General features: G+C 47.5%; 17 protein-coding genes. 10 read left to right on the forward strand and 7 right to left on the reverse strand.

From position 1 onward, the window contains the following. Positions 1 to 3 precede the first annotated feature (3 nt). Genes hisH through cysZ form a run of 8 tightly spaced genes read left to right on the forward strand, consistent with a single transcriptional unit; the run spans position 4 to position 4,536 of the window. On the forward strand, positions 4 to 654 hold the full coding sequence (hisH, locus tag XMD579_RS07565) for an imidazole glycerol phosphate synthase subunit HisH (protein WP_173506157.1): 651 nt from the start codon (positions 4 to 6) through the stop codon (positions 652 to 654). A gap of 26 nt (positions 655 to 680) precedes the next feature. Beyond that, positions 681 to 1,421, forward strand: a complete 741-nt coding sequence (hisA, locus tag XMD579_RS07570; protein WP_173482643.1) for a 1-(5-phosphoribosyl)-5-[(5-phosphoribosylamino)methylideneamino]imidazole-4-carboxamide isomerase — start codon at positions 681 to 683, stop codon at positions 1,419 to 1,421. A gap of 10 nt (positions 1,422 to 1,431) precedes the next feature. Further along, positions 1,432 to 2,205: an imidazole glycerol phosphate synthase subunit HisF gene (gene hisF / locus XMD579_RS07575; protein WP_173481828.1), complete on the forward strand. Its 774-nt coding sequence runs from the start codon at positions 1,432 to 1,434 to the stop codon at positions 2,203 to 2,205. Between the two features lie 22 nt (positions 2,206 to 2,227). Beyond that, positions 2,228 to 2,830, forward strand: a complete 603-nt coding sequence (locus XMD579_RS07580) for a DUF416 family protein (protein ID WP_173482642.1) — start codon at positions 2,228 to 2,230, stop codon at positions 2,828 to 2,830. Then, positions 2,830 to 3,102, forward strand: coding sequence for a hypothetical protein (locus XMD579_RS07585; protein ID WP_173482641.1), 273 nt, complete (start codon positions 2,830 to 2,832; stop codon positions 3,100 to 3,102). Before XMD579_RS07580 ends, XMD579_RS07585 begins: the two co-directional genes overlap by 1 nt. Beyond that, positions 3,099 to 3,530 (forward strand): hypothetical protein, encoded by a 432-nt coding sequence (locus XMD579_RS07590; protein ID WP_173484186.1) that lies wholly within the window; start codon positions 3,099 to 3,101, stop codon positions 3,528 to 3,530. The genes XMD579_RS07585 and XMD579_RS07590 overlap by 4 nt, the downstream gene beginning before the upstream one ends. A 10-nt stretch (positions 3,531 to 3,540) precedes the next feature. Beyond that, positions 3,541 to 3,771, forward strand: coding sequence for a hypothetical protein (locus XMD579_RS07595; RefSeq protein ID WP_173481832.1), 231 nt, complete (start codon positions 3,541 to 3,543; stop codon positions 3,769 to 3,771). Between the two features lie 6 nt (positions 3,772 to 3,777). Next, complete coding sequence (cysZ, locus tag XMD579_RS07600; RefSeq protein WP_173506158.1) at positions 3,778 to 4,536, forward strand: sulfate transporter CysZ; 759 nt, start codon at positions 3,778 to 3,780, stop codon at positions 4,534 to 4,536. A gap of 6 nt (positions 4,537 to 4,542) precedes the next feature. Here the strand turns inward: cysZ and phoR are convergent, their stop codons facing one another. The 4 genes from phoR to phoU form a co-directional block, all read right to left on the reverse strand. Beyond that, complete coding sequence (gene phoR / locus XMD579_RS07605) at positions 4,543 to 5,829, reverse strand: phosphate regulon sensor histidine kinase PhoR (RefSeq protein WP_173506159.1); 1,287 nt, start codon at positions 5,827 to 5,829, stop codon at positions 4,543 to 4,545. A gap of 9 nt (positions 5,830 to 5,838) precedes the next feature. Continuing rightward, positions 5,839 to 6,534: a phosphate regulon transcriptional regulator PhoB gene (gene phoB, locus XMD579_RS07610; RefSeq protein WP_173481835.1), complete on the reverse strand. Its 696-nt coding sequence runs from the start codon at positions 6,532 to 6,534 to the stop codon at positions 5,839 to 5,841. Positions 6,535 to 6,605: 71 nt separating this feature from the next. After that, positions 6,606 to 7,466 carry a 4-hydroxybenzoate octaprenyltransferase gene (gene ubiA / locus XMD579_RS07615; protein WP_371731468.1) on the reverse strand — a complete coding sequence of 287 codons (861 nt, stop codon included), beginning with the start codon at positions 7,464 to 7,466 and terminating at the stop codon, positions 6,606 to 6,608. Positions 7,467 to 7,571: 105 nt separating this feature from the next. Continuing rightward, positions 7,572 to 8,291 carry a phosphate signaling complex protein PhoU gene (gene phoU / locus XMD579_RS07620; RefSeq protein WP_173481836.1) on the reverse strand — a complete coding sequence of 240 codons (720 nt, stop codon included), beginning with the start codon at positions 8,289 to 8,291 and terminating at the stop codon, positions 7,572 to 7,574. 198 nt (positions 8,292 to 8,489) lie between these two features. Between phoU and ppk1 the strand changes: the two genes are divergently transcribed. Next, on the forward strand, positions 8,490 to 10,559 hold the full coding sequence (gene ppk1 / locus XMD579_RS07625) for a polyphosphate kinase 1 (RefSeq protein ID WP_173481837.1): 2,070 nt from the start codon (positions 8,490 to 8,492) through the stop codon (positions 10,557 to 10,559). Further along, positions 10,543 to 12,054 carry an exopolyphosphatase gene (locus XMD579_RS07630; RefSeq protein ID WP_173481838.1) on the forward strand — a complete coding sequence of 504 codons (1,512 nt, stop codon included), beginning with the start codon at positions 10,543 to 10,545 and terminating at the stop codon, positions 12,052 to 12,054. The genes ppk1 and XMD579_RS07630 overlap by 17 nt, the downstream gene beginning before the upstream one ends. On the opposite strand, the gene pstB is transcribed toward XMD579_RS07630, so the two are convergent. From pstB to pstC, 3 genes are read right to left on the reverse strand one after another with little or no spacing between them, the layout of a single operon-like run. After that, on the reverse strand, positions 12,051 to 12,851 hold the full coding sequence (gene pstB / locus XMD579_RS07635) for a phosphate ABC transporter ATP-binding protein PstB (RefSeq protein WP_254442847.1): 801 nt from the start codon (positions 12,849 to 12,851) through the stop codon (positions 12,051 to 12,053). The genes XMD579_RS07630 and pstB overlap by 4 nt on opposite strands. A 50-nt stretch (positions 12,852 to 12,901) precedes the next feature. Beyond that, positions 12,902 to 14,209, reverse strand: a complete 1,308-nt coding sequence (gene pstA / locus XMD579_RS07640; protein WP_173484185.1) for a phosphate ABC transporter permease PstA — start codon at positions 14,207 to 14,209, stop codon at positions 12,902 to 12,904. Then, positions 14,202 to 15,584, reverse strand: coding sequence for a phosphate ABC transporter permease subunit PstC (gene pstC, locus XMD579_RS07645; protein WP_173484184.1), 1,383 nt, complete (start codon positions 15,582 to 15,584; stop codon positions 14,202 to 14,204). Before pstC ends, pstA begins: the two co-directional genes overlap by 8 nt. Positions 15,585 to 15,586: the final 2 nt, after the last annotated feature.

The raw sequence follows: 15,586 nt of genomic DNA on the forward strand, positions 1-15,586 counted from the left end.
GTTATGAGCACGATTGCCGTTATTGATTACGGTATGGGTAACCTGCACTCGGTTGCCAAAGCGCTTGAACTGGTTTCCAACGACGGCACTCAGGTCGTGTTGACGGCTGATCCACAGAAGGTACGCGATGCGGATCGTGTCCTTCTGCCAGGTGTTGGCGCTATTCGCGATTGTGTAGCAGAGATGCGCCGTCTTGGTGTGGATCAAGAGGTGAGCGAAGCGATCAGCTCTGGAAAGCCCTTCCTAGGTATCTGTGTGGGTTACCAAGCACTGACTAACTTCTCTGAAGAGAATGGCGGTGTGGAGTGTTTAGGCGAGTTTGAAGGCCGTGTTAACTTCTTTGGTAAAGATCTTAAAGACGACAATGGCGACAAGCTCAAAGTGCCGCACATGGGTTGGAATCAGGTTCAGCAGAGTATTGATCACCCACTTTGGCAGGGCATAGAAAACGACACACGTTTCTACTTTGTGCACAGCTACTACGTTAAGTTGGCGGAACAAGCATTGGTTGCCGGTACCGCAAATTACGGTGTCGACTTTGATGTGGCTTTGGCAAAAGACAATGTCTTTGCTACGCAGTTCCACCCAGAGAAGAGCTCGAAAGCGGGCCTTCAGCTTCTAAAGAATTTTGTAAATTGGAACGGCCAAGTTTAAGTCGTTCACCCATAGGAAAAGCTTCAATGTTAATTATCCCTGCGATTGATCTTAAAGACGGTAAATGTGTGCGCCTGCGTCAGGGCCGTATGGATGACTCAACCGTATTCTCTGACAACCCCGTTGATATGGCGGCAAAGTGGGTCGATGCGGGATGTCGACGTTTGCACCTTGTCGATTTGAATGGCGCGTTCGCAGGCGAGCCAGTCAATGGTGGTATCGTTCGTGAGATCGCTAAAGCATACCCTGATCTACCGATTCAGATCGGTGGCGGTATCCGTTCTGCAGAGACCATTGAAGCCTACCTAGATGCCGGCGTCTCTTACGTGATTATCGGTACTAAAGCGGTTAAAGAGCCTGAGTTTGTTACCGAGATGTGTAAAGCCTTCCCAGGCAAAATAATTGTGGGTCTTGATGCGCAAGATGGCCGCGTTGCGATTGATGGTTGGGCGGAAGTGACTGACGTCATGGCGGTTGATCTGGCTAAACGTTTCCGTGATGACGGTGTCTCTTCAATTGTCTACACCGATATCGCTCGTGACGGCATGATGCAGGGCGTTAACGTAGAGGCTACCGTTGATCTGGCGGTACAGGGCGGTATTCCTGTTGTCGCTTCAGGCGGTGTCACGAACATCGACGATATCCGTGCATTGGCGGAAGTGGCTGACCAAGGCATTTTGGGTGCGATTACTGGCCGAGCTATTTATGAAGGCACACTGGATGTGGCTGAAGCACAGGCTCTTAGCGATCAGCTGACGGCTAAGTAAGGATTTATAGATGGCACTAGCGAAGCGCATTATCCCTTGTCTGGACGTCGAAAACGGACGCGTCGTTAAAGGCGTTAAGTTCCTCGATATTCGTGATGCTGGTGATCCAGTTGAGGTCGCCCGTCGATACGACGAACAGGGGGCTGATGAGATCACCTTTTTGGATATCACAGCCAGCCATGAAGGCCGTGACACGATGGTGCATACGGTTGAGCGTATGGCGTCGCAAGTGTTTATCCCGTTGACCGTTGGCGGTGGTGTTCGTACCTGTGATGATATTCGTACGTTATTGAATGCTGGCGCTGATAAGGTCTCTATTAATACGGCGGCCGTATTTAACCCCGAGTTTGTCAAAGAGGCCGCGGATCGTTTTGGTAGCCAGTGTATTGTTGTGGCGATTGATGCGAAACGAGTCTCTGCTCCAGATGAAGAAGGCCGCTGGGAGATCTTTACCCACGGTGGTCGCAAGCCTACCGGCCTAGATGCTGTTGAATGGGCGCAAAAGATGGAAGAGCTTGGTGCGGGTGAGATTCTACTGACCTCCATGGACCAAGACGGTGTGAAAAGTGGTTATGACTTAGGCGTGACTCGCGCAGTGTCTGAAGCGGTGACCATTCCTGTCATCGCATCAGGTGGCGTTGGTAACCTAGATCATTTGGTTGATGGCTGTATTGAAGGCAAAGCCGACGCAGTGCTGGCCGCCTCTATTTTCCACTTTAACGAATACACAGTACCCGAAGCGAAAGCGTATATGCGCGAGCGCGGTATTGAAGTACGTCTTTAATCAATGGCAAAGGTAGGCATCGATGCTAGATCCCAATGAACTAGAAACTGAGATTCGTAACCTTGAGCACTGGCAGCAGGTTGCCTTCTCTGCTGCGCTGACCGAGCGTATGTTCAATAACTTCGCGCTGTTCTCCAAGTTGATGGAGTTTGGTGATTTAGATCGCATGCGCACAGTGCTTGATGGCGTATGGGGTGAACTGGCCCAAAACGGTAGCAAGCTAAACTACGACGTTCAGCTCGGCCATGTAGACGATAACCTGGTGGATCTCGATGAGTTTGACACCTTTGGTGCCATTCCTGCCCGCGATGCCATGCTGGCGCTCTACTCAACGCTGATGTGTAAGCTAGAGAAAGAGGCGAGCGACGCAGTTGCGGTATCAAACCTCTCTTACGAAACCGTATCGGCTTACATTGAGTTTGCTGAAGCGGACGATCAGATGTCAGATGAAGAGCTGATCCGCATGATCAACTCACACGATATGATGCTGGATGAAGATGCGTTTCAGAGCGAAGTTCTGGAACAGCTAAACGGCGCTAAACAGAATGCTGCAACCATTGCAGCACTGCGTGAACTTGGTGAAAACCAAGGCATCTCAAACATAGGGATCAGCGACGAAGAGTAATGCTTAGACTGGGTCTTATTCTTCTGATTGTTCCAAGCCTCGCACTGATGGGGGCTTACATGTACGAGCAGCACTTGATCGAGAGCTGCACGGCGACCGGTGGTTTCTACGACTATACTCTCTCAGAGTGTGATCCACAGACAGAACAACCTTTTATTCCTTTTATGGTGCGCTACCCACTGTTGGTGAACGGCGGCATGCTGCTGAGTGTGTTGGGTCTGCTGTTAACCATCGTTGGCCTCTATAAACCCAATAAGCGAGACGTTGCGTGATTAAAAAGATCATCTGGGCTCTTATTTTAATGTCAGGCATCGGCTTCTACCTCTGGGTAGAGTTTGCCGGTGATGATTGGCTCGAAGCGTTCAATTCAGAGCGACAACAGGCTGCTGCCGAGTTCTTTGCTAAGGGTGAAGAGCAGGGTAGGGTAAAAACGGACGCAGCTTGTTTTGATGATGCTATTGGTCAGATTGCTGAGTGCTTAAGCATCTCGTGTACGGTCGATGCCGGTCAGTATCTACGCGGTTGTTGGGGCGTTGCCGAACGTGCAGAGAGCTTCTGTGATGGGGTGCCTGAGTTCCAAGAAGAGAAGACTGAAGATGAGAAAGAGTGGGCTCGTTTTGCCTGCTACGATCTGAACAGTCGCGGCGATGGCTGCCGTCTTCTGATGCGTCAAAAGCAGCAGCACTGCGCAACACAATAAGGACAATTGAATGAACTACTATTTAGCAGCGATGGAGCCCTTCCTATTCTGGGGTGGCTTGGGCATCTACATCATCTCTCTGGCCATGTATGGAACTCGCAGTGGCGATTGGAAAGCGATCATTCGCTTTTGGGAGCCGCTACTCAAACTTAACCCAACCGAGTTTCGTATCAACCGCATCGGTCTGAGCGGCATGATTCTGGCGGTTGTGATTCGAGTCTACCTAAACTTCCTAGCGTAATTCACCATGCGCACGAACTCGCCTTTCTCAGGGTTGGCCTATCTAGGCCGCGGTTTCAAAATGCTGTCGGAGCCCGGTCTTCGCGCCTTTGTATTGGTACCTTTGATGATCAATACAGTCATCTTTGTTGGGGCGATCTATCTTCTGGTGACCAACTTCTCTGCTTGGGTTGATGCTCTAATCGCGCTCTGGTTACCCGATTGGGGGTGGTTGGATTATCTAATCTACTTCTTATGGCCTATCTTCGCACTGGTCTTGGTGCTGATGGTCTATTACGGCTTCTCGGTTGTTGCGAACTTTATAGCCGCGCCATTCAACGGTATCCTTTCAGAACGGGTTGAGCAGCGTCTGCGAGGCGATGCGATCAGCAATGAACTCAGCCTATTGCAGATGATTCCCGGCACCCTCGCGCGTGAGTTAGCTAAGTTGGCGTACTTTATTCCAAGGGTTTTGCTCTTGTTGATTCTAGGCTTTATACCGCTCATCAACCTAGCGACCCCAGTGCTTTGGTTCATCTTCAGTGCGTGGATGATGGCGATTCAGTACATCGACTACCCGATGGATAATAACGGTCTGACTTTCAAGCGAATGAAGGGGTTATTGAAAGAGCGCCGTTGGTCTGCGTTAAGTCTAGGCTCGGTGATTCAGCTTGGTATGTTGGTGCCGCTATTGAATCTGATTTTGATGCCGGCGGCCGTGATTGGTGCGACGATCTTTTGGGTGGAAGAGTATGAAGCTGATGGTGAGCAGGGGCGTTTAAAGTAAGCGCTGCTAAATCTTAACCACTCGACTTTCAGGGAAGGTCACACTAAATCGGCTGCCTTCACCCGGTTTACTAGTAACTCCCAACTTAGCATTGTGCCGAACCAACACGTGTTTCACTATGGCCAGTCCAAGTCCTGTACCACCACTGTCGCGGGATCGCCCTTCATCCACTCTGTAGAAGCGTTCAGTGATTCTTGGAATGTGCTCTGCTGGTATACCGACACCGGTATCGGTCACCGAAAACAGTACACTGGTGTCGACGGATTTCAGTTTTATATCAATTACTCCGTTAGCCGGAGTATATCGGACCGCATTGAACACGAGGTTGGATAGAGCGCTGCGTACCTCGCCCTCATTACCAAGAATCTCAAAGCCTTGGTCCATTTCGAGTGAGATTTGATGCTGTTTTGGCCCTGACACCTCTTTTGCTTCTTCTGTGATCCTTTCTAGCATTTCTCTAATGAAAATGGGCTTTCGGCTCTTATTTTCTGAGCTGGTTTCCAAGCGAGAAAGGGTTAGAAGGTCAGCAATCAGAGCAGCCATACGACTGCTCTGAGACTGCATAGAGTGGATCGCTTTTTGTATTGGTTTGGGCAGCTCTTGCTCTTGTAATGTCTCCAGATACCCATGAATAACTGTGATTGGAGTTCTCAGTTCGTGTGACGCATTGGCTAAGAAGGTATGACGCATAAGGCCAATTTTTTCGCTCTCAGAGATATCCCTAACAATGAGAACTTTGTCACCTTCACCAAAGGATTCTACACGGTACTCAAGCACTCTTTTCTGGTCTGCTGAGTCTGCTTTGAATGAAGCGATATGAGACGATTGAGAGTAAAATTCTAAGAAATTAGGTTCAGAAAAGACCTCCTGTACCCTTTTATGTTTCTGCTCAATGGTTATCTCTAATATCTCTTCAGCGGCATTATTCCACCACTCAATATTGTCTTGATTATCAATGATGACGATGGCGTCTTTCATGGCAGAGGTGGCTGCTTGAAACTGATCCATATCGGCATGGATCTCATCGTATTCTGCTTCCGTCTTATTCCGATAGTTGGCTATCGAGCGAACAATACGCCCCTGTTCAAAGGGTAATTTAGGATCTGGCGAGCTGAGATTTTGGTCTAGCCAAGTGACTAACTTTGCGTTCAGCAGCGAACTCAATATCGACCAAAGCAAAGAGCCAAATAATGCACCCAGTATTAGGTTGTGACTTGTAAAAAAACCGAGAACTGCACCAGCAAGAGTAAAGCTGAGAAGGCCAAGTAGTTGGCGTGCTATCGATTCGGTCACAAATCTATCCTAGAGTTTGGTTGAAAAACGGTATCCTGTACCACGAACTGTTTGGATTAAATTACCAAGGTCTGGCCCTAGTGCTTTGCGAAGACGTCGAATGTGCACATCCACTGTTCGCTCCTCCACATAGACATTCCCGCCCCAAACCATATCTAATAATTGGCCCCGGGAATAGGCTCTATCTTGATGTGTCATAAACAGATGAAGCAGTTTGAACTCTGTTGGACCTAGATTGAGCGACTGGCCGGAAGCATCCGAAACCCGATGTGAGACTGGATCTAAAATAATCCCACCGATTGAGATGGCGCCCTCATCACTCTCGGGAAGGCTTCTTCTAAGAACCGCTTTTAAGCGAGCGATCAGCTCTTTGGGTGAAAAAGGCTTAGTAATGTAATCATCTATACCCGCTTCAAGGCCCTGAATTTTATTGTCTTCATCAGCTTTCGCCGTCAGCATGATGATCGGTAGGTCTTTGGTGGTAGGGTCGCTGCGAAGGCGTTTGGCTAGCTCTATTCCGCTGGTACCAGGCATCATCCAATCGAGCAGCATCATGTCAGGCTTTTCATCAATGACCATGGCATGGGCTGTTTTTGCATCACAGGCCTCTAGTGTCTCAAAGCCGGCGAGCTCTAGTGCCATTACAATCATTTCACGAATAGCGGATTCATCATCAACGATCAGTATGCGTCTGGAACGACTCATGGTAACTCTCTCATCTGTTTCATTGACCTCATTAAATGATGCTTTCGTTACAAAAAGATGACAATGACGTTTTACAGTGCGTAATCAGCAGCTAATCCCACCAAAACAACTAGTTCAGCATAGTGATTATTTAAAAATGCTTTGAAACAGGGCATGCGTTCACGATCTTTTATCAGCCAGTGCTGGTAGATAAAGAACCCTACAGCACCTATCAGTCCAAGATAGAAATAGATTCCAAGGGATTCCAGTATTCCAATCCAAACCAGTACAGCAAGAGCAGCAATCTGTAGGCCGGCTATAGCCATGCGATCGTATTGGCCAAAAAATACAGCTGTCGATTTGATGCCTATCTTTAAATCATCATCCCGATCGACCATGGCGTACATGGTGTCATAAGCGACCGTCCATAAAATTTTAGCAAGGAAGACTAACCAGCCGACTAATGGCACTTCGCCTAAGGTTGCAGCAAAGGCCATCGGAATTCCCCAACCAAACGCCATACCCAAAACGACTTGGGGGAAGTGGGTGTAGCGCTTCATAAAGGGGTAGCTGAAGGCTAATAACAGAGCGATGGGCGATAGCAAGATCGCGGCTTTGTTCGTGAATAGCACTAAGATAAACGCGATCAGCATTAATCCGACGAACAAGCCAATGGCTTCTTTGCTAGTAATGCGGCCCGTTGGTAGCGGCCTTTCGGAGGTGCGTTTTACATGGCCATCCACTTTGCGGTCTGCAAAGTCGTTAATGACGCAGCCGGCTGAACGAGTCACCCATACCCCAAAGGTAAAGATAAACAGTAGATCCCAACTGGGTAAGCCACCTGCGGCGATCCATAAAGCCCAGAGAGTTGGCCATAACAAGAGATAGGTGCCAATCGGTTTGTCTGCTCGCATCAATTGCCATGCGGCATGGAGTTTATCTGCAGTGATCACAAGTGACTCAAGTATCTTTAAATTAAGGTGGTAGTATGAAGTGAGGGAGTGCTTAAAACAACAAAGCCACCTGAAGGTGGCTTTGTTAGAAGCAGAGTCGCAAGCTTACTCTCGAACGATCTTTTTGATCTCTTTAGTCTTCATGTGACGAACATCGGTACCGCTGACTTGGTAGATGACTTGCTCAGCCAAATTGCAGGCATGGTCACCGATTCGTTCTAGTGCACGAAGGATCCAGATTATATTTAGCACACCACTGATAGAGCGTGAGTCTTCCATCATGAAAGTGATTAAAGCTCGCATGGTCGACTGGTATTCACGATCAACATGTTTATCACTCTTGACCACTTTGTACGCTAATTCGATGTCACGATTTTCAAAAGCGATTAATACTGAGTTGAGCATGTCTGTGACCATCTCACCAATGTGGCTGACCTCATGAAGACTTTTGCTACTCGATTCATTATTTGACAGATCGATGGCCTGTTTGGCAACGCGAGAGGCTTCATCTCCGATACGCTCCAGATCAACAATGGCACGGTTGATTGACAGAACCAGCCTTAAATCAACGGCTGCTGGCTGGCGAAGCGCAATGATCTGTTCACACGCTTTATCTATCTGATTTTCGAAGCGATTGGTCTCTCGATCCAGCTCACGAGTTGATTCAGCCAGTGAGATATCTTGATTGAGCAGTGCATGCAAAGAGTCAGTGACTTGCTGCTTAACGGTTCTGCCCATCTCTAAAAATTCGGAACGAAGCCTCTCAAGCTCTTCGTTGAACTTATTTGATGTGTGTTGCGAATAGATCTCGCCACTGTCGCGCATTACAAACCCTCTTTTTAGGTCAACTAGGTCTAATTACCTTTAGTATTTCAAAAGAATGTTAGAGATTTGTGACAGTTTCGTGTCGATTTGGTTAAAGGAAAATATATCTCTAAAGGGTAGGCTTACCTTGCGATAAAACTTATGATTATCAAAGAAATAAGCTTTTTAGGCTGTTGAGATAAGCCCAATGGACACGCAATGCAGTTAATTGAAAAAGAGTTAAGTTGGTTATCGTTCAATGAACGCGTACTGCAGGAAGCTGCGGATGTAAACGTACCCATCATTGAGCGTGTCCGTTTTTTGGGTATTTACTCCAGCAATTTAGATGAGTTTTTCAGAGTTCGGGTTGCAGACTTGCACCGTCGCCTACGTCTTGAGCAACTAGGCAAGGTCGAACCCAAAGGGATGTCGGCTGAAAACCTGTTACATCTAGTGAATGAGAAGGTACAAACTCTCGCAGATCGTTTTAATGACATCCACATTGATGTCATCAAGGGACTCGCCCGTCGCAATATCTTTCTGATCAATAACGATCAGTTGAACGAGAAAGAGGGTGGCTGGTTACGGAAATACTTCCGAGATGAGGTCCTGCACCACATCACACCCATCTTAGTGAATGAGAACACCAAGCTTGCTAGCGTCATGAATGACGAAGATGCGTACCTGATGTGTGCCCTAAAAAAAGGGACTTCAGTTCAGTATGCACTTCTTGAAATTCCTTCTGATAAAACCAACCGATTTATCCAACTGCCTCGAATCAAAGGTCAGCGGCGAAAGCCAATCATCGTGCTCGATAACGCCATTCGCTATTGCGTTGACGATATCTTTGATGGTTTTATCGATTTTGACTCGACCGAAATGTTTGCCGTTAAGGTGACGCGAGATGCGGATTATGACTTAGAGCGTGATGTTGAGTTATCCCTACTAGAGAAAATGTCTCAAGGCATCAAACAGCGTGATACGAATAGGCCTGTGCGACTGGTCTATGACGAAATGATGCCTGATTACATGTTTGACTTCATGTGTGAGAATTTGGGGCTACAACCCGATGCGGAAACCACTGCGAGCGGACGTTATCGAAACTTTAAAGACTTTATTAATTTTCCAAATGTTGGTCCTCGCTATCTAGAGAACGAAAAGCTCTCGGCTCTGAATAGTCATCAATTTGATAGTGCATCGAATGTATTCGAAGCGATCTCTAAAGAGGACATTCTGCTCCACTACCCCTACTATAAATTTCGTTATTTGACTGATTTTGTGCGTGCGGCGTCGTTCGATCCCGCTGTTAAGCAGATACAGGTAACGGTTTATCGAGTAGCGAACAATAGTCAGATTCTCAAATCACTGATCGAGGCTGTTAAGAACGGTAAAAAAGTGATTGTCATTGTCGAGCTCAGTGCACGATTTGATGAAGAGGCGAATATTGAATGGGCACGTGAACTTACTGAGGCAGGGGTTGTTGTTGAGTTTGGTGTTGCCTCACTTAAGTGTCATGCAAAAATAATTCACGTCGTCCGAGAAGAGGAGGGTGAAGAGGTTGCTTATGGTTACATCAGTACCGGTAACTTGAACGAGAAAACTGCTCGAATTTACACTGATTTTGGTCTGTTTACTAAACGACCTGAGATTACAGAAGAGCTCGATAAAGTCTTTGATTTTATTATCAATCCTTACAAAAATTTCAAGTTCAAACATCTTCAAGTTAGTCCAAATTACAGCCGTGACCCAATCAATCAATTGATTGATGATGAGATTGAAGCGGCACGCAATGGCAACCGTGCCGAGATCTTTTTGAAAGTGAATAATCTAGTCGACGAAGGACTCTCTAATAAACTTTATGAAGCGAGCCAGGCGGGAGTCAAAATACGTCTAATTGTTCGCGGAATGTGTAACATTTTAGCCGGTATACCAGGCGTGAGTGACAATATCAAAATCATCAGTATTGTCGATCGCTATCTTGAGCATGCTCGTGTGTCACTGTTTTATGCTGGTGGTAAACGAAAGATGTTTTTAACTTCTGCTGACTGGATGACTCGCAACATCGACCACCGAATTGAAGTCGGTTGCCCAATTTTGGATAAAAATGTTCGTAAGCTCATTAAGGACCAGCTCGACCTACAATGGCGAGATAACACTAAGGCTAGAGCCTTAGACCCGGAGCAGGCCAATCATTATGTAACTCGTGGCAATCGTAAGAAAATACGCTCACAGATGGCGATTTACGACTACTTAAAACAGCTGGAGCGCTCTCGTGAACGACAAGCATAACTCTGAATCTGAATCACGACACTTTGCAGCGATTGATCTAGGTTCTAATAGTTTTCACATGTTGGTCGTGCGTCAACTTCACGATGATGTGCAGCCCCTTTTTAAACACAAAGAGCGTGTTCGCTTGGCTGAGGGTTTAGACGCTAAAAATAACCTCTCTGAAGAGGCTATCGAACGAGGAGTCGCAGTACTCAAGACATTTGCTGAACAACTAACGCCCTTTCCAAACTGTACTGTGCGCGTGGTCGGTACACACACCTTGCGAATTGCTAAGAATCGCAGTGAATTTCTTGCCTCTGCTAGACAAGTCTTTCCATACCCCATCGAGATTATCAGTGGTCAAGAAGAGGCTCGCCTGGTTCATTTGGGTGTTTCAAGTTCAGAGCACTTAGCGGGTAACACCTTGGTCATTGATATTGGTGGCGGGTCCACTGAGGTTGCACTCGGTCGTGAGAATAGCTTGGAATTAGGTCGCTCTCATACTATGGGTTCGGTGAGTTTTACCGAGGCCTTCTTCAGTAAAGGCGTTGATAAGGCCTCTTATAAAAAAGCGAAGCTCTATGCGCAACAGCAGCTGGAACGCTTTTCTGCCCTCTTTGCATCCATCGGTTGGAATCAAGTCCGGTGTACTTCAGGTTCAGCACAAGCGATAGCGACAGCCAGTGAAAACTTGGGCTATGATCCGAAAGAGATTTCCGCTAAATCGATAAAAGCCTTACGTAAATTAGTCGTCAAAAATGAGTTATCCAGTAAAGTTGTAAAAGGCATTAGTGAGCAACGATTGCAGATTTTCGCTGGTGGTTTGGCGATTCTAGATGCCGTTTTCTCTAGCCTCGAGATTGAGCAAGCCAAGTTTTCCTCTGGTGCGTTACGTGAAGGTTTGCTGGGAGAGTTTACGGCGTCATCGGGTGATCAGCAGGATACTAGAACGCGTGCGATTCGCTCATTGATGGCACGTTACCACGTTGATACCAAGCATGCGGAGCGAGTCAGTGATACCGCAACGAAACTTTGGCGGCAGTTAGCTCCAGAATTACGACTTCCGGTTTTTACTCGTCGTTACCTGCAATATGCGGCACTGACACATGAGGTAGGACTCAACCTAAATTCAAGTGGTTTGCAGAAGCATTCAGCCTATATTTTAGAGCATTCAAACCTAGCCGGTTTTAGTTTCGACCAGCAAAAGCTGGTCGCGCTAATGGTTCGATTGCATCGTAAAAAGATTAAAAAGTCCCTAGTGACCAACCTTGGCATGCTATCCAAAAAACATGCCATCGCGTTGATTCTGATTTTACGTATCTCTGTTATCTGGCACCTAAGTCGAAGCAGCGAGTACCCTGAAGTACCTAAAATTGAATTCGATGGCGAACGACTCACCCTCTCATTAGATGCAGAGGTCAGTGATGAATATCCACTCCTGATTGCGGATCTGGAGCGGGAAGAGTCTTTCTGTAAACAGTACGGCATCGATATGCGAATTGAATTTCTGCTCTAACCAAAACGGCCTGTAATGTAATCCTGCGTTAGCTGGTGTGATGGGTTGGTGAAGATCTGTTCAGTATTACCCACCTCAATCAGATCACCCAGGTGGAAGTAGGCTGTACGATCAGAGACACGCGCTGCCTGTTGCATTGAGTGCGTGACGATAACGATGGTGTACTGACTTTTAAGCTCTTCGATCAACTCTTCAACCTTTGCTGTCGCAATAGGGTCCAGTGCGGAACAAGGCTCATCCATAAGAATGACCTCTGGGCTTACCGCAATAGCGCGTGCGATGCATAGACGCTGCTGTTGACCGCCCGATAGGCCTGTACCCGGTTGATCTAGACGATCTTTAACTTCGTTCCAAAGGCCCGCTTTCTCTAGTGCTGACTCTACGATGTCGTCCAATTCACTTTTGCTTTTCGTTAAGCCATGAATACGAGGACCGTAAGCAATGTTGTCGTAGATCGATTTAGGGAATGGGTTTGGCTTTTGGAAAACCATGCCGACACGCGCACGAAGTGGTACAACGTCCACGGATGGCGCGTAAATATCCTGGCCATCCAATGCGATAGTACCCTCTACTCGACAGATATCGATGGTATCGTTCATACGGTTCAAGGTACGAAGGAAGGTTGATTTACCACAGCCGGATGGGCCGATGAAAGCAATGACTTCCTGCTCACCAATATCGATGGTGACATCATTGATGGCATGTTTGTCGCCGTAGTAAACGTCAACATTACGAGCAGTCATGCGCGGGTTTTCAACAAACACATTACCCGTCGTTTTGATATTACTGTTTTCCATCTTCTTGTCCGTTGAATTGTTTAAGTCTTTAGATTCGTTCATTTTTTCGCTTACCAACGACGCTCTAGCTTCTTACGAAGCAAGATTGCAGCAGCATTCATCGTGATAAGGAAGGCCAGTAGTACGATGATTGCAGCACTGGTTTTCTGAATAAACATTCGCTCTGCAAAGTCAGCCCACATAAAGATTTGAACCGGTAGTACTGTCGCAGGGTCGGTAAAGCCACCAGGAATATCAACAATGAAGGCGACCATACCAATCATCAACAGTGGTGCGGTCTCACCTAGAGCTTGCGCCATACCAATGATGGTACCCGTCAGCATACCCGGCATCGCCAATGGGATGACATGGTGGAAAATGGTCTGCATTTTCGACGCGCCAATACCCAGTGCGGCATCACGAATACTCGGCGGTACTGCACGAATCGCCGCGCGCGAGGAGATGATAATCGTCGGCAGAGTCATCAGTGCCAGTACGATACCGCCCACTAGCGGAATAGATCGTGGCATACCAAAGGTGACGATGAAGATCGCCAAGCCCATGATACCGAACACCACTGAAGGCACTGCCGCTAGGTTGTTGATATTGATCTCAATGATCTCAGTCCAGCGGTTTTTCGGAGCAATCTCTTCAAGATAGACGGCTGCTGCAACCCCAAGAGGGAAGGCGATGCTGACACAGATAGCCAGGGTTAGGAGCGATCCAAAAAGCGCTCCTTTGATGCCTGCCATCTCTGCATCACGCGATGCAGAACCGAAGAACAGGTAGTCACTTAACTCGTAGCTGATTAAACCGGCTTCTTGCCACTTATCTACGATCTCAATGGTGAAGTCGTTGATTCGACGATCCTTTTCTGGGGTCTCACGTTTAATGAATCCACGCAGGAACGAGTCGATATCATCATCCACAGCAAACTTAATCGTTTGGGTTGTCCCCATCAGTTCAGGGTTCGCCTTTACGAAATCGATCAGGCGCTGTGAGCCACCCGAAGAGACCATCTTACGAAGGGCCTTCTTGGTTTTTCGGCCTCCCTCTTCACCAATAGAGGCCAGTGAGGCTTCCAAAATAATTTTGTCGGCATCGCCCGAGAAAAGCGAGGCATCTGACATATCACCTTGTGGGTCAAGACGCGCTTTGTCCAATACCACATCCAGCTGAACGTAGTGCTGGAACATACCTGGCAAGCCTTTCGTTAAGATGCCCGAGAACAGAATGACTAGGAATGTTAACGCTAAGCCAACAGCCGATAAGCCCATCAGACGAAAGCGCTTCTCTTTCTTGCGACGTTGTTTAAGTGACGCTTCAACGCGCGCAGTCGCCTCTTGAGGTGAGAGGCCTTTGAATGCCTTGTTAGTCATATTGTTCCCTGTACTTCTTAACAATTTGAAGGGCGAAGAAGTTTAGACCCAAGGTCAAAATAATCAGCATCGTAGATAGCGCAAATGCTGATAGTGTTTTCGCCGACTCAAACTCTTGGTCACCGACCAGAATTGTAACGATCTGAGATGTCACCGTTGTGACAGCATCGAGAGGGTTGAACGAAAGGTTAGCCGCTAGGCCCGCAGCCATTACTACGATCATGGTCTCACCGACTGCACGAGACACCGCAAGAATGACGGCCGCAACAATACCCGGTAGGGCCGCAGGAAGAACTACTTGGCGAGTCGTCTCGCTTTTTGTTGAGCCCAGTCCGTAAGCTGCATCACGAAGTGATTGAGGTACAGCGTTAATCACGTCATCTGAAAGTGATGAGACGAATGGAATGATCATAACGCCCATGACGAGACCTGCCGCGAGTGCTGATTCAGACGCAACAGTAAGACCTAATGATTCCCCCAACCCTTTGATAGCAGGTGCAACAGTTAAGGCTGCGAAGAAGCCATAAACCACAGTGGGTACGCCGGCAAGAATCTCAAGAAGCGGTTTAACAGTAGAGCGTACTTTGGGTGATGCATACTCTGCTAGATAGACCGCACTGGCTAGACCGACAGGCACTGCAACGATGATCGCGATAGATGAGATTAATAAGGTGCCGGCAAACATCGGAAGCATACCGTATTTAGCTTCACCTCCACCCGATCCAGCGCGCTCTGCGCCTTCGAATTGAGGGTTCCACTCGGTACCAAAGATGAAATCAGTTGGCGGTACCAGTTGGAAGAATCGAATGGTTTCAAACAGTACAGACAGTACGATACCAATGGTTGTTAGTATCGCGATAGTCGATGCTGCAATCAGACCGTATGAGATCAGCTTTTCTACACCGTTACGTGCACGAAAATCGGAATCGATCTGACGGTAAGCGATTAGACCACACACAGTTGCTAGGCCTAATACCACGGCTGATTTCAGCATCGTAGAGGTTGCAGCCCAGCCAATCCAAGCATCTCCTGCTTGCAGAACCCATGCTTCAGGTTCACCAAAACGGATGCCTGCGACTATGTTTTCTACCTTGGCGAGCGCCACAATGGCTTGTGAGCCACCGGCAGCAAGGATTTCAGGAGGATAGAAATCACGCACCCAGCTCTGGAACAGCTGAATATCGATGATAGACCAGAGAATCAATACAACAACCGCTGGGAAGAAGGCTAAAGAGCCAGCCCAAAGGCCATAGTAGTTCGGAAGTGAGTGGAATACCTGCCCATTTGATCGAGCGATAAGAACCGTCCTTTTAGCTATGAAGTAAAAGGCGAGACTGATGACTGTTAAAATAATTAGCAACGAAGTCAGTGTCATTT

The organism is Marinobacterium sp. xm-d-579 (genome assembly GCF_013282935.1).
Classification (GTDB): Bacteria; Pseudomonadota; Gammaproteobacteria; order Pseudomonadales; family Balneatricaceae; genus Marinobacterium_E.

Excerpts from the sequence above, each read along its gene's own strand:
- pstA (WP_173484185.1), bottom strand. The coding sequence starts at position 14,209 with ATGACTAACAAGGCATTCAAAGGCCTCTCACCTCAAGAGGCGACTGCG.
- pstB (WP_254442847.1), bottom strand. The coding sequence starts at position 12,851 with ATGGAAAACAGTAATATCAAAACGACGGGTAATGTGTTTGTTGAAAAC.
- hisH (WP_173506157.1), top strand. The coding sequence starts at position 4 with ATGAGCACGATTGCCGTTATTGATTACGGTATGGGTAACCTGCACTCG.
- cysZ (WP_173506158.1), top strand. The coding sequence starts at position 3,778 with ATGCGCACGAACTCGCCTTTCTCAGGGTTGGCCTATCTAGGCCGCGGT.
- XMD579_RS07580 (WP_173482642.1), top strand. The coding sequence starts at position 2,228 with ATGCTAGATCCCAATGAACTAGAAACTGAGATTCGTAACCTTGAGCAC.
- phoU (WP_173481836.1), bottom strand. The coding sequence starts at position 8,291 with ATGCGCGACAGTGGCGAGATCTATTCGCAACACACATCAAATAAGTTC.
- XMD579_RS07595 (WP_173481832.1), top strand. The coding sequence starts at position 3,541 with ATGAACTACTATTTAGCAGCGATGGAGCCCTTCCTATTCTGGGGTGGC.
- hisA (WP_173482643.1), top strand. The coding sequence starts at position 681 with ATGTTAATTATCCCTGCGATTGATCTTAAAGACGGTAAATGTGTGCGC.
- ppk1 (WP_173481837.1), top strand. The coding sequence starts at position 8,490 with ATGCAGTTAATTGAAAAAGAGTTAAGTTGGTTATCGTTCAATGAACGC.
- XMD579_RS07585 (WP_173482641.1), top strand. The coding sequence starts at position 2,830 with ATGCTTAGACTGGGTCTTATTCTTCTGATTGTTCCAAGCCTCGCACTG.
- phoB (WP_173481835.1), bottom strand. The coding sequence starts at position 6,534 with ATGAGTCGTTCCAGACGCATACTGATCGTTGATGATGAATCCGCTATT.
- hisF (WP_173481828.1), top strand. The coding sequence starts at position 1,432 with ATGGCACTAGCGAAGCGCATTATCCCTTGTCTGGACGTCGAAAACGGA.
- pstC (WP_173484184.1), bottom strand. The coding sequence starts at position 15,584 with ATGACACTGACTTCGTTGCTAATTATTTTAACAGTCATCAGTCTCGCC.